Raw genomic sequence first — 14,203 nt, 5'->3', positions numbered from 1 at the left:
ACTTGATTATTATTATTTTGATGTTTGTTAAAGACCTATTAAATGTAATAAGCTTAGCAAACACCAAAATTTAAAAATAGAATTTGGTGAGTAAAGATAAAAATTGTTTTACAATTTATACAATTAATAAAATTTATACGTGTGAAGTCACAAGAGATTCGATCTAAATTTTTAAGTTTTTTTGAAAATAAAAAACATAGTATTGTTCCATCTGCACCTATGGTGTTAAAAGATGATCCTACTTTAATGTTTGTAAATGCAGGTATGGTGCCTTTTAAAGAATATTTTTTAGGTAACTCACAACCCAAAAGCAGCAGAATAGCAGATACCCAAAAATGTTTACGTGTTTCTGGTAAACATAATGATTTAGAAGAAGTTGGTTATGATACATACCACCATACCCTTTTTGAAATGTTGGGGAATTGGAGTTTTGGAGATTATTTTAAAGAAGAAGCCATTGCTTGGGCTTGGGAGTTACTAACGGAGGTTTTTGGTATAGATAAAGATATTTTATACGTTACTGTTTTTGAAGGTGATGAAGGCGATAAATTACCTATGGATACCGAAGCGTATGATTTTTGGAAAAAACACATTTCTGAAGACCGAATTTTAAAAGGAAATAAAAAAGATAACTTCTGGGAAATGGGAGATCAAGGTCCTTGTGGCCCCTGTAGCGAAATTCACGTAGATGTCCGTTCTGCCGAAGAAAAAGCTAAAGTAGATGGTAAAGATTTAGTAAATATGGATCATCCACAGGTTGTAGAAATTTGGAACTTGGTTTTCATGCAATACAACCGTAAAGCCAACGGTTCATTAGAGTCTTTACCAAATAAGCATATAGATACTGGCATGGGCTTTGAGCGTTTATGTATGGTTTTACAAGGCGTTCAAAGTAATTATGATACCGATGTTTTTACGCCACTAATTAGAGAGGTTGAAGCCATTACACATAAAGATTATGGTAAAGATGAAAAAATTGATGTAGCCATTAGAGTTATTTCAGACCATGTACGTGCTGTAGCATTCTCCATTGCAGATGGGCAGTTGCCAAGTAATATTGGTGCAGGTTATGTAATACGAAGAATTTTACGTAGAGCCGTGAGATATGGTTTTACATTTTTAGACAAAAAAGAACCATTCATATATCGTTTGGTTGATGTTTTGAGTAAAAAAATGGGAATAGCTTTTCCCGAATTGAAATCTCAAAAACAACTTATAGAAAATGTTATTAAAGAAGAAGAAAATTCTTTTTTAAGAACACTAGAACAAGGTTTAATTCTTTTAAATAGAATTGTTGAAGAAACTAAAGGCAATACGGTTTCTGGTGAAAAAGCTTTCGAATTGTATGATACCTATGGTTTTCCAATAGATTTAACCTCGTTAATTTTAAATGAAAAAGGTTTAAAATTAGATGAAGCAGGATTTGAAAAAGAACTGCAAAAACAAAAAGAGCGTTCTAGAGCAGCAAGTGAAATATCTACTGATGATTGGACGGTTTTAGTTGATGATGCCGAACAAGAATTTATAGGTTATGACACCTTAGAAGCTAACGTAAAAATTACACGATACAGAAAAGTAACGTCTAAAAAAGAAGGCGATATGTATCAATTGGTATTTAATTTAACACCTTTTTATGCTGAAGGCGGTGGGCAAGTAGGTGATAAGGGGTATTTAGAAGATGTAAACGGTGATGTAGTTTATATTATAGATACCAAAAAAGAAAATAACGTAATCATTCACTTTGCTAAAAATTTACCTAAAAATGTTGAAGCGTCGTTTAAAGCCGTTGTAGATGCTAAACAACGTTACCGTACAGAGTGTAATCACACAGCAACTCATTTACTGCATCAGGCATTAAGAGAAGTGTTAGGAACTCACGTAGAGCAAAAAGGTAGTGCGGTACACTCAAAATATTTACGTTTTGATTTTTCTCATTTTTCAAAATTAACTGTTGAAGAATTGCGCGATGTAGAAAACTTTGTAAATGCTAGGATTGATGGTAAATTACCTCTAGAAGAAAAACGAAATATCCCAATGGAAGAAGCCATAGCCGAAGGCGCCATGGCACTTTTTGGTGAAAAATATGGCGATACCGTAAGAGCAGTTCGTTTTGGGCAATCTATTGAGCTGTGTGGTGGTACTCATGTAAAAAACACTGCCGATATTTGGCATTTTAAAATTATCTCTGAAGGAGCAGTAGCTGCAGGAATAAGACGTATTGAGGCTATAACTAATGACGCTGTTAAGGAGTTTTATCATGAAAATAATAGAGCTTACTTTGAAATGAAAGATTTGCTTAACAACGCCAAAGAACCAGTAAAAGCACTTCAGAATTTACAAGAAGAAAATGCAAAATTAAAAAAGCAAATAGAATCTCTTTTAAAAGATAAAGCTAAGAATATAAAAGGCGAATTAAAAAGTGAATTGACCAATGTAAACGGTATTCAATTTTTAGCTAAAAAAGTAGATTTAGATGCAGCTGGAATAAAAGATGTAGCTTTTGAATTAGGAAGTCAGTTTGATAATTTATTCTTATTACTAGGGGCAGAGCAAAACGGAAAAGCCCTATTATCTTGCTACATTTCTAAAGAATTGGTAGCAAGCAAAAACTTAAATGCAGGACAAGTTGTGCGCGAACTAGGAAAACACATTCAAGGTGGCGGTGGCGGACAACCATTCTTTGCAACGGCAGGAGGGAAAAACCCTAGTGGAATAAATGACGCTTTAAAAGCTGCTAAAGACTATTTGAAATAACAATTTATCATCCTGAACTTGTTTCAGGATTTTTTAATTTTAAATGAACCTTCAAACTAAAATATTATTAAACAAACAATCTCATAATCTAATAGATTACAAGTCTGAAATATTTTTACTAGGTTCTTGTTTTACAGAGCATATAGGTAGTAAGTTAGGGTATTTTAAATTTAAGTCTAATGTAAATCCCTTTGGCATTTTATTTCACCCAAAAGCTATTGAAAGTTTAGTTTTAAATGCTGTAAAAGGTAAGGTTTATTCTAATAAAGATATCTTTTTTAATAATGAACAATGGCATTGTTTTGATGCGCATTCTAAATTAAGTAATGCTTCAAAAGATGAATTGCTGAGTTGTTTGAATAAACAAATAAAGTATACAAATAAATACATTCACAAATCAACTCATATTATAATAACCTTAGGAACTGCTTGGGTTTATAAATATAAAGAAACAAATAAAGTTGTGGCTAATTGCCATAAAATACCCCAAAGAGATTTTTTAAAAGAAATACTTTCTGTTGAAGATGTTAAGCAATCTTTACAACATTTAGTAGACTTAATTAGAAGTGTTAATTCAAAAACTTCAATAATTTTCACCGTTTCACCTGTGCGTCATTTAAAAGATGGGTTTATTGAAAATACGCTAAGTAAATCACATCTTATTTCTGCAATTCACCAAGTAATAGAGCCCCAAAAAAAACTTCACTATTTTCCTTCTTATGAAATTATGATGGATGAATTACGAGACTATCGTTTTTATAATGAAGATATGATTCATCCTAATCCTACAGCTATAAATTATATTTGGGAAAAGTTTAAGCTTGTTTGGATTTCCAAAGAGGAATATAAAATCATGAATGAAGTAGATGTTATTCAAAAAGGACTTCAACATAAGCCATTTAATCCAAAATCTGAAGCACATAAAGAATTTCTTCAAAAATTAGAACGTAAAAAACAGGCGTTAAGCAAAACCTTTCCACATATTTCTTTTTAAAGTACTAAGTCCAAAGTCGTATAAACTAAATTAAAAAATACGCAATTCATCGTATTGATGCGCGCTTGTCATTGTTGCAGTTTTGTTATGCTATTAATCATAAAATAATTCAACAATGAAAAAATTAAACTTATTCTTGCTTTTGCTTGTAACAATTACGTTAGTAACCTTCTCTTCGTGCTCTAGTAGTGATGATGGAGGAGATGGTGGTAATGCGCCTTCAGGATTGTTAATTGCAACGGTAGATGGCAAATCTTTTAAATCTTTTGAGTTATCATCGTCAGCTACTATTACAAATACAGCTTCTACTAAAAGCTTGTTAATAATAGCTACAAATAGTGATGGTAATGCATTTTCAATGACCATTTTTGGTTATGAAGGAGCAGGAACGTATGAGTTTACCGGAGCCAATTTAGCAATAACTAATGTGGCATCTTATTCAGAGACAGATGTTAACTTAAGCAATCCAACAGCTTCAACAACAGAAATTTGGCAAGCTCCTTATGATGATACTTTGGTAGGAACCATTTCAATAAGCGAAGAAACAGACACTAAAGTTATTGGCACCTTTAGTTTTAAAGCCAAAAATGTTAACGGAGATGGTTCCATTAAAAATATAACAGAAGGCTCCTTTAACCTAAATAAACAAACCACATAAAATACAACTAAACAAAATTCAACAATGAGAAATTTAAAACATATAGTGATGCTAGTAGCAGTTTTGTTATTAGCTCACGCCGGATGGACTCAAAAAACAACCCCAGATTATCAATATGCTTTTGATGGTCAAGTAAAATGGCTAATGCTTCATGAATCTGGAACTTTATTAGCTTCAACAGGAGAAGCCTTGGCAGGCATTCGCCCTAATAGTAGCGAAGTATCATTTAAATTAGAGCGTTTAAAACGTGTAAAAGAAGAAAACTTAGAGTTTGTTCCAAACACGCCTTACTTAATAGTTAAACCACGCGGTATGTTTACACATACAGTTGTAGTTGACGTAGTAAAAGGAAAAATTGTATTTGATTCTAAAGCCGAAAAATGGCAAAACGGTGTAACTAGCCGACATTTTTTAGACCCAGAAATGATGTTTGTGGTTAATGGAATGCATAAAGAAGAAGGACTTGGACAATATAAAGCTGGTGTGGGTTTGTACGATTTAAAAACAGGAAAACTTGTTAGAATTTTTGAACGTAAGCCATCAAACCCTATGACTGGGCAACCAGATATTATGGGTAATAATATTATTATTCCAGGATTAAAAAATGTGGAATGTTACGATATTAATTCTGGTGCAGTAAAATGGACTGCCGATGTTAAAAATGCTACCCAAATAGTAACAAATGAAGATTCAAAAGAAGTATATGCTTTCCGTTCAAAAGGCGATAACACCGTAGTTTATAAAGTTAATGCAGATACAGGTGCTTCTTTATGGCCAGAAGGTAATAAAATTAAAGGGGTTATTTCTACTATAGAATTTACTAAACATGGCTTAGCTATAGTAACAAATATTTTAAGTGGCGGAAGTAAATTAGCAAGTAAATTAAAAGGCTCAGGTACTTCAAAAGTGTATTTGTTAGACTTAAATTCTGGGGCAGATTTATGGGATAAATCACCTAAAACAAAAGGTATTATTAACCATTTTTATATTGAAGATGATGGTATAATTTTTGGGGTATCAGACGGCGGAATCAACAAAATTGCTTTTGATGGAACACCGCGCTGGAAAAAACCTTTAAAAACAGGTCCTGGTATTCAAATAATGGCAACAGTTCCTAAAGGCTTATTATATATTTCTGAAACCGATGCCGATATTATTGATATGGCAACTGGTGAGTCGGTTTTTGGTAAAGCTATCAAATATAAACGTTCGGCGGCAGTAGCTTCTGCCTATGATCAAATAAGAGATCGTTTTTTAATTACTTGTAAAGATGGCGTTTATGAAGTAGATGGTAATAACGGAGAGTATAACTTAATCTCTAGCGGAACTAAGTTTGAAGGAAAAGAAGACCCTACAGGTATTGATGTAAGAAAAACGGGAATATTACTTACAGCCTCACAAAACTTAGAAATGTTAGATTTTCAAGGAGATTCTAAATGGCATACTTATAAAAGAGCCCCAGGTAAAAGTGCTTTTGGAGCTATTGTAATGGGAGCTATAACAGCAGCATCAATGACTATGGCATCTGCCCACTCATATAGAGCAGGAGCCATGAAAGGTGCTGGAGTACCTTCTTATAATACAGTATTACAAAGAGAAGAGGCGGCAGCAGATATGTTTAGTGATATTGCAGATGCATCTTTTCAGGAAATGATGAAGCGTTTTAAAGCAACTAAAGCTACGGCAAATTCATCATTTATTTTAACTAAGGTAGATGGAGGTGTGGCTCTAGTAAAAGTAGATAAAGACTCTGGCGAAACAATGAATGAAATTGTTATAGAAGATAAAAATCCAATGTATGAGGTTGATGATATTGCTGGATTCCTATATTTCAAAGATAAAAGTAACAATATCAGTGCATACGATTTAAATAAGTAAATCTTGTTGTTGAGATTTGTACGGTTAGGCGTAGTAAATTATTTTATTGCGCTTAATCTTTTTTAATAACAGTTTATCGATAATTTATTTAACATATAACATATAGTTGTAGATTTAAAATGCTATTAATCAGTTCATATCAAAAACATCAATTGTATAAATCTTATTATAAAAGATATGCGGTTGGTGTTTTTTTTATAACTATTGCCAACCTTATTAACATCAAAGGCAGATGAGTATAGATTCTAATTTGGTTTTTGAAATAGCAATTTGTTTGAGCATTTTAGGGTTGTTAATTTATATTATAATAACCCATAGAAATACTTTAATATCAAAAGATGAAGCTTATTTAATCAATAAGGAATTGAAAATAAAATTAAAATTAGCTGAGAACAAAAGTGAGTTGTTAAATCAAAAAAATATTCTTGTAGAAGAAATTAATGAGTCAATTTTCCCCCAATTTTTTAAAATTATCAAACAACTCCTTTTACTTCAAAAGGCTATATTAGAGGAACATCAATAAATTTTTTTATGAAAAGAAAGTTACTCTCACTTACTTTTTTGTTAGTTGTTTCGTTTTGTACTTCCCAAGATAATTCTAAAATAATAGACAGTCTTAAAAAGATAATTAAAAGTAAACCATCAGATTCACTTAAAATCAAAGCTTACGGAGATTTGTGTTGGTATTACAGAACAATATCATCAGATTCTGCTTTTAAATATGGAAAATTAGCCTTAAAACTTTCAAAAAAAACCAATAACAAAGTAGGAGAAGCTCAAGCATATAATGATTTAGGCATACTACATTATGATTTGGCAGATTATAATGAAGCTTTACAGCATTATACTGCCTCATTAAAAATTAGAAACGCATTAAATGATACTTTAGGTTTAGCTGCACTTTATAACAAAATAGGGCTTGTACACCAAAACACGTTTAAGTTAGATTCTGCTATTTTTTATGCTACCAAAGCTTTAAAAATATATGAATCTAAAAATAACATGAGGTATGTGTCTTACATAAAGTCTAATATTGCCAACATTTACAGAGGGTTAAAACAGTATAAAAAGGCATTAGAAACGCATCTGGAAATTGCAGAAGCAAATAAAAGTACAAATGATAATTTAGGGCTAACAAGAAGTTACAATAATATAGCTAATGCCTACTTGCATTTAAAAGATACTATACAAAGTGAGGTATACTATTTAAAAAGTATAAACATAGCCAAAACGTATAATTATAAAAAGGAACTAGCAACACTTTATAATAATTACGGAGGTTTATTACGAGATATGCAAGAGTACAACAAGTCTCTTAACTATAATATAGAAGCCTTAAAAATAAGAGAAGCATTAAAAGATAATTATGGTATTACTAGTTCTATATTGAGGCTAGCCACATTAAATATAGATTTAAAAAGGTTAAATAAAGCTCAAAATTATTTATATAGTGGTTTAAATTTGGCAGAAAAGTACAATTTAAATGAACTAAAAATTGATGCCTATGATAAAATGGTTATTTATTACACTTACAGAAAGAACCCAGACAGTGTAATGCATTATAGAAATTTATTTAAAACCTTAAATGATTCTATTTATAACACAAGAATAACAAAAGAAGTTGCCGAAATTCAGGAAAAATATGATACTGCACAAAAAGAAAAAGAAATACAAACTCAAAGAGCAAAAATTGCCGAAAAAGAGCTTAATTTAAATAGAAAAAACACACAAATTATTGGGCTTGTAGTACTAACTTTATCTTTGTTTGTTTTAGGATATTTACTCTACAATCAACAGAAATTAAAAAACAGACAATTACAAAAAGAGAATGAACTTAAGCAAGCTTTGTCTAAAATAGAAACCCATAATAAACTACAAGAGCAACGTTTAAGAATTTCAAGAGATTTACATGATAACATTGGCGCACAATTAACATTCATTATATCTTCAATAGAAAATTTACAGTACGGATTTAAAATTACAAATGATAAGTTAAAGGACAAACTAACCAATATAAGTGCCTTCACAAAAGAAACAATTAATGAATTAAGAGATACTATTTGGGCAATGAATAAAAACCAAATAACAATTGATGATTTGCAGGCAAGAATTTCTAATTTTATAGATAAAGCTAATGTATCGGCTACAAATTTAAGTTTTAATATAAATTTAGATAAGGATATCTCAAAACATTTAGTGTTTACCTCAGTAAAAGGAATGAACATTTACAGAATTATTCAAGAAGCTGTAAATAATGCCATAAAACACGCAAAGGCTTCAAATATTAATGTTCAAATTGAAAATATCAAGCATAAAGTAATATTCAAAATTAAAGATGATGGAAAAGGGTTTAATATAAATAATGTTGATGAAGGCAATGGGCTAATAAACATGAAAAAAAGAGCAGCAGATATTGAAGCTGAAATAGTATATAAAAGTGAAAAAGAAAAAGGAACCAAAATAATATTAACCCTAAACCATGACCATTAAAGTAGCCATAACAGATGATAATAGCTTTTTAATTAAAGCTGTAAAAGAAAAACTATCTTTTTTTAAAGATATAAAAGTGAGTTTTACAGCTATTAATGGTCATGACTTATTAGAAAAATTAGAAGAAAATCACAATCTAGATTTAATTTTAATGGATATAGAAATGCCAATAAAAAATGGTGTTGAAGCTACAGAAACTGTAAAACAAAAGTATCCGCAAATTAAAATTATTATGCTTACTGTTTTTGATGATGATGAAAATATTTTCAACGCTATAAAAGCCGGAGCAGATGGATATTTACTTAAAGAAGTAAACCCGAAAAATTTATACAACGGCATTAAAGAAACCTTAAATGGAGGTGCAGCAATGACACCATCCATTGCTTTAAAAACACTTAAATTACTTAGACATCCAGTTAATTTTGAAAGTTCAGATAAAAAAGAAGAAATAACATTAACAAACCGAGAGGTAGATGTGTTAGAGCAATTAAGTAAAGGCCTAAGTTATAATGCTATTGCCAATAATTTAATCCTTTCAACCGGTACCATAAGAAAACATATTGAAAATATTTACAGAAAGTTGCAGGTGCATAATAAACTAGAGGCAGTGCAAAAAGCCAAAAAGAATAACTTAATATAAACTTTCTTTAACTTTAAGGTAAACTAAAACAAAACTACCTAGTTTATATTTGTAGTGTTAATTTTCATCATATAAAATGCATTGGTTAGACTTCTTATGTCGAAGGAAACTAATGTTTTTTTTTGCTCTAAAAAGTTGCCTAAATTAGCATATGCGAAAAATTCTATTTGGTGTTGTAATTACCTTGGTAATCCTATTTACGTTTAAGTATTGTAATGATAAAAGAGAAGACAAAATAGTGCTTCAAGAAAGTTCTGCCCTAATTCAAGAACAAATTAAAAATGTGGGTAAACTAATTGTTACAGAAGGTCATTTTAGTGAAGTGTTCAATTATAAAAATTCAAAAGAAATTTTTAGTGAATATTTTACATCCGAAAAAAAAGCACTGGTTGTTGTTAACGCAAGCGTTTCTATAGCTTATGATTTAAGTAAAATTGAATTTAAAGTAGATGAAACCAATAAAAAACTTCATATTTTAAATATTCCAAAAGAGGAGATTATCATCAATCCAGATTTAGAATATTATGACGTGCAATCAGATTTTTTTAACCCATTTGAAGCCAAAGATTACAACAATATAAAAAATGCGGTTAATGCTTCTTTAGCAAGTAAAATAGAGACTTCCGATTTAAAAAAGAATGCTAAAAACCGATTAATAAGTGAACTTTCAAAGTTTTACATATTAACCAATTCTTTTGGGTGGACACTTCAATACAATGAAACACCCATGACTTCTTTAGAATCACTTCAAAATTTAAAACTATAATTTTCTAGATAAACTTTGCCAACCCCCACCATTAATAACTTCAATGCCATGTGGTCTTAAAATACTACACGCACTTCCAGAACGCATACCACTAGCACAACAAGCAATTACGGGTTTGTTCAGCTTTCTAAGCTCATCAATTTTAGAGTTTAATGTTTGTAGCGGAATATTTTTAGAACCTTTAATAGCTCCTTGCTGATATTCTTGAGGTGTTCTTACATCAACAATTATAGCACCTCTGCTTTTAAAATCTTCAATCATATTTTTTTTATTCCCAAATAAAGAATTTAGTAGTCCCATTTTTCTAATTTTAGGCAAATATCCTTATTAATTTATTAAAGTTATGTAACATCGGTTACCATGTAATTTTAGTATATTCAACAAAATATTTGTAATAAGTTTACCAAATGAACAAGTCTTATTTACAAAGTGTTTATAATCAAATTAAACCTTATATACACAGAACTCCCGTGTTAACTTCACAATTATTAAATGAAATTAGCCAAGTAGAATTGTTTTTTAAATGCGAAAACTTTCAAAAAATGGGGGCTTTTAAAATGCGGGGTGCAACCAATGCTATTTTAAATTTAACCAATGAAGAACAGAATAAAGGAGTGGTTACACATTCATCTGGAAATTTTGCACAAGCCTTATCATTAGCAGCAAAAAGTGTTGGTGTTAAAGCTTATATTGCAATGCCCAAAAATGCACCTCAAGTAAAAAAAGATGCAGTTTTAGGTTATGGAGGCATTATTAGAGAGTGCGAGCCTAATGCTTTGGCTAGAGAAGCAGAAGCAGATAAAATCCAGAAAGAAACAGGCGCTACGTTTATTCATCCTTCAAACGATATTAATGTTATTTACGGGCAAGGAACAGCTGCTATAGAACTACTAGAAGATTATCCTGAGTTAGATTATATTTTTGCTCCAGTTGGTGGTGGTGGCTTGTTGGCAGGTACTATTTTAGCAGCAAATGCATTTTCAAATACCTGTAAAGTAATTGCCGGAGAACCCAAAAATGCAGACGATGCTTATAGGTCTTTAATTTCTGGTAAAATTGAATTTAACCAAACCACCAATACAATAGCAGATGGTTTACGAACAAATTTAGGAGATAAAAATTTCCCTATTATAAAAAAACATGTTGAGCGTATTATTTTAGTAAAAGAAAACCAAATAATAGAAGCTATGAAGCTAATTTGGGAACGTATGAAAATAATTGTAGAACCTTCTAGTGCTGTGGCTTTAGCGGCAGTATTAAAACATAAAAATAACATTAAAGGAAAAAAGGTTGGAGTTATTCTTTCTGGTGGAAATGTTGATGTCTCAAACTTGCCTTTTTAAATTAGAAATATTGTAATTTGCAACCATGATAGAACCATATGTTAATTTAACAATTGAAGATAAAGTAGGTGTTATTGAGTTTTTTCATCCCAATAGAAACTCAATGCCTAGTGATATTTTGCATCAATTAGAGCAAACCATTATTAATGCAGGGAATAATGAAGCTATACAAGTAATCATTCTTAAAAGTGGAGGAAATAGAACATTTTGTGCTGGCGCTAGTTTTAATGAATTAATTGCTATTGAAAACGCAGAAACTGGTAAACAATTTTTCTCTGGATTTGCAAATGTTATTAATGCCATGCGCAATTGTCCTAAATTAATTATTGGTAGGATACAAGGAAAAACTGTTGGAGGTGGAGTAGGTTTAGCTGCTGCAACAGATTATTGTTTAGCAACTCAGTATGCATCTGTTAAATTAAGTGAATTAAGTATTGGTATTGGGCCATTTGTTATAGAGCCTGCTGTGTCTAGAAAAATTGGTAAAACAGCTATGTCTTTAATGACTATTAGTGCCGAAACCTTTTTTTCGGCCAATTGGGCAAAAGAAAAAGGTTTATATGCAGAAGTATTTGATACAGCCGAAGAACTTGATGAAGCCGTAAAAGTATTAGCTGAAAATTTAAGCTCTTATAATCCAGAAGCTTTAAAAGAAATGAAAAAAGTTTTTTGGGAAGGTACAGATAATTGGAATACCTTACTGCAAGAACGTGCCGCTATTAGTGGAAAGTTGGTGTTAAGTAAATTTACCAAAAAAACCTTAAAACGTTTTAGAAAAGATTAACTATAAACCGTTTTGTTTTTAATAATTTCTAATCCGTCATCAATTAATTTGCCAACTTCGGGTCTGTTTTGTTTTATCTTTTCTAAATGATTTAAAATGCTTTTACAAAGATTTTCTTCATTACTAACATAAGCTAATTCATAAATTTCAACAGGTAATAACCAATCAATAGGGTGGTTTTCAATAAGGTTCTCAAATACTTTAGTTCTAGAAATGGTTGTGTTCTTACCAACTCTATAGTCTCTTATTTGTTGATATAAAGCTTCTAATTTAAGTTGTTCTTCAGTTTTTTTAATATGAATAGTTTTTTCTGAAGGAACGTGAGTAATTAAGTCAAAACTATTTAAATCTGCAGGACCAGAAAAAGCAGAAACAATGTCTTTACCAACTGCCATATCATAAGTACCCCAATCTGGATAAAAAAGAGTTTTATCTTTATAAGTAACAGTACAATTTTTAAAACTGATTAAAATAATTTTTCCTTGTAGGTTGCGTTTTCCAGTAATTATTTCACCAGAAACAGTAATACCTCCTTCAAATTCAAGAGTCACAATTTGTTCTTCGTAAATGTTATAAGCGGCCAAATCGCGCGGACTCATATCTTCAATAGCTAAGTTAATTCCTTTTAGTTTCCCTATAGGGCAACCAAAACCTTTTGGGTGCGTTTCACAGCCATGACCAACGAGTTCTTTTTCTCTATAAGCCAGTGCTGTTTTTCCAGTAGTTTGAACGTATATTGGTTTGTTTTCGTTTTTAATAACATTAGTGAAAATACCTGAAATCTGAATACCTGTGCTCAATTCAACAGTTCCTAAAGCTTTTGAGTTAATGAGTTTATTAACTCCAGAAAGTCCTCCTTTTCTAACCGCCATAGTATTGGCAAATTCTTCTAAAACTAAACTTAAATGAGCAAAATCTGGTGTAACGAAAAGCTGAGGTTGTGGTTTGGTAATATCAAAATTTTGGTAAGTAGCCTCAATATTATAAGGGAGTTTTTTTACAGCTTCTGTCATACACCATTCGCTTTCTCCAATGGAGGATAGTAAACCTGCACCATAAATTTTTGGATTTTCAACAGAACATATAAGTCCGTATTCAACCGTCCACCAATGTAAATTTCTAATAAGTGCCATTTCACTAGGTTCTCCCATATTTTTTTGAAGGGTTTCAACGTGTTTTTCGGCTTTTTTTATGGCTTCTTTTTTAGAGTTTGGAGCTTCTTTAATTATTGATAAATGCCTAACGGCTTCGTATAATTCGTAATCTTTAGCAGATGAAATGGCTTTACAACCTATTTCACCAAAACGTCTTAAATATTCGGCATACTCTGGGTTTGCTATTATGGGGGCGTGTCCTGCTCCCTCATGGATAATATCTGGAGCGGGCGTGTATTCAATATGTTCTAATTGTCTAATATCGCTAGCAATAACCAAAACATTGTATGCTTGAAATTCCATAAAAGCATTTGGAGGAATAAATCCATCTACAGCTACTGCTGCCCACCCAATGTCTTTTAAAATACGATTCATACCGTACATGTTTGGGATGCTATCAACAGAAATTCCTGTTTTTTGCAATCCTTTTAAATAAGAATTATGTGCTACCTTACTTAAAAAACACACATTTTTTCTCATTACATATCTCCAGACAGCTTGGTCTATAGCAGAGTATTCCTCATAGTTTTGAGGTTTTATAAATTGTTTTAAATGTTTGGGTAATTTTTTTAAAACAGGGTTTATTTCAATTAAATTTTTCATGTAAAATACAGCTAGTAATTATGTAAAAATAAGAAATTAATATAATAAGAAGTTTATTTTAATTTTTATTCAATAAAAATAGGTTTTATGTGAATATTATTTAATAAAAAAGAATTGCATGTAATTAATACAATCTAAC

The 14,203-nt window shown here is 30.9% G+C and carries 12 protein-coding genes; 10 read left to right on the top strand and 2 right to left on the bottom strand.

Features of this window, described 5'->3' with window-relative positions; translation table 11 throughout:
* Positions 1 to 141 precede the first annotated feature (141 nt).
* The 8 genes from alaS to J1D01_RS07855 all read left to right on the top strand — a co-directional run bounded on the left by alaS (position 142) and on the right by J1D01_RS07855 (position 10,180).
* Positions 142 to 2,754, top strand: a complete 2,613-nt coding sequence (alaS, locus tag J1D01_RS07890) for an alanine--tRNA ligase (RefSeq protein WP_421150431.1) — start codon at positions 142 to 144, stop codon at positions 2,752 to 2,754.
* Positions 2,755 to 2,797: 43 nt separating this feature from the next.
* The gene (locus J1D01_RS07885; protein WP_421150430.1) at positions 2,798 to 3,748 is read left to right on the top strand and encodes a GSCFA domain-containing protein; all 951 of its coding nucleotides are present in this window, start codon (positions 2,798 to 2,800) and stop codon (positions 3,746 to 3,748) included.
* Between the two features lie 115 nt (positions 3,749 to 3,863).
* Positions 3,864 to 4,406 (top strand): DUF6252 family protein, encoded by a 543-nt coding sequence (locus tag J1D01_RS07880; protein ID WP_372936802.1) that lies wholly within the window; start codon positions 3,864 to 3,866, stop codon positions 4,404 to 4,406.
* A 24-nt stretch (positions 4,407 to 4,430) separates the two neighbouring features.
* Positions 4,431 to 6,284 carry a PQQ-binding-like beta-propeller repeat protein gene (locus J1D01_RS07875; RefSeq protein WP_421150429.1) on the top strand — a complete coding sequence of 618 codons (1,854 nt, stop codon included), beginning with the start codon at positions 4,431 to 4,433 and terminating at the stop codon, positions 6,282 to 6,284.
* Between the two features lie 232 nt (positions 6,285 to 6,516).
* Positions 6,517 to 6,807 carry a hypothetical protein gene (locus J1D01_RS07870; protein WP_421150428.1) on the top strand — a complete coding sequence of 97 codons (291 nt, stop codon included), beginning with the start codon at positions 6,517 to 6,519 and terminating at the stop codon, positions 6,805 to 6,807.
* Positions 6,808 to 6,815: 8 nt separating this feature from the next.
* Entirely contained in the window at positions 6,816 to 8,774 is a 1,959-nt protein-coding gene (locus tag J1D01_RS07865; protein ID WP_421150427.1) for a tetratricopeptide repeat-containing sensor histidine kinase, read from the top strand.
* Positions 8,764 to 9,414: a response regulator gene (locus tag J1D01_RS07860; protein WP_372936810.1), complete on the top strand. Its 651-nt coding sequence runs from the start codon at positions 8,764 to 8,766 to the stop codon at positions 9,412 to 9,414. Before J1D01_RS07865 ends, J1D01_RS07860 begins: the two co-directional genes overlap by 11 nt.
* 151 nt (positions 9,415 to 9,565) lie before the next feature.
* The gene (locus tag J1D01_RS07855; protein WP_372936812.1) at positions 9,566 to 10,180 is read left to right on the top strand and encodes a DUF4230 domain-containing protein; all 615 of its coding nucleotides are present in this window, start codon (positions 9,566 to 9,568) and stop codon (positions 10,178 to 10,180) included.
* On the opposite strand, the gene J1D01_RS07850 is transcribed toward J1D01_RS07855, so the two are convergent.
* Positions 10,175 to 10,480, bottom strand: coding sequence for a rhodanese-like domain-containing protein (locus J1D01_RS07850; protein WP_372936814.1), 306 nt, complete (start codon positions 10,478 to 10,480; stop codon positions 10,175 to 10,177). The genes J1D01_RS07855 and J1D01_RS07850 overlap by 6 nt on opposite strands.
* A 107-nt stretch (positions 10,481 to 10,587) precedes the next feature.
* Between J1D01_RS07850 and J1D01_RS07845 the strand changes: the two genes are divergently transcribed.
* Positions 10,588 to 11,523 carry a pyridoxal-phosphate dependent enzyme gene (locus J1D01_RS07845; RefSeq protein ID WP_372936816.1) on the top strand — a complete coding sequence of 312 codons (936 nt, stop codon included), beginning with the start codon at positions 10,588 to 10,590 and terminating at the stop codon, positions 11,521 to 11,523.
* A 25-nt stretch (positions 11,524 to 11,548) separates the two neighbouring features.
* Positions 11,549 to 12,307 (top strand): enoyl-CoA hydratase/isomerase family protein, encoded by a 759-nt coding sequence (locus J1D01_RS07840; RefSeq protein ID WP_421150426.1) that lies wholly within the window; start codon positions 11,549 to 11,551, stop codon positions 12,305 to 12,307.
* On the opposite strand, the gene J1D01_RS07835 is transcribed toward J1D01_RS07840, so the two are convergent.
* The gene (locus tag J1D01_RS07835) at positions 12,304 to 14,064 is read right to left on the bottom strand and encodes an aromatic amino acid hydroxylase (protein WP_421150425.1); all 1,761 of its coding nucleotides are present in this window, start codon (positions 14,062 to 14,064) and stop codon (positions 12,304 to 12,306) included. The two genes, J1D01_RS07840 and J1D01_RS07835, sit on opposite strands and share 4 nt — an antisense overlap.
* Between the last annotated feature and the right edge of the window lie 139 nt (positions 14,065 to 14,203).

Origin of the sequence: Seonamhaeicola sp. NFXS20 (assembly GCF_049132085.1) — a bacterium.
Classification (GTDB): Bacteria; Bacteroidota; Bacteroidia; order Flavobacteriales; family Flavobacteriaceae; genus Seonamhaeicola.
The sequence above is the reverse complement of the archived record's forward strand: the minus strand, read 5'-3'. Positions and strand labels throughout refer to the sequence as shown.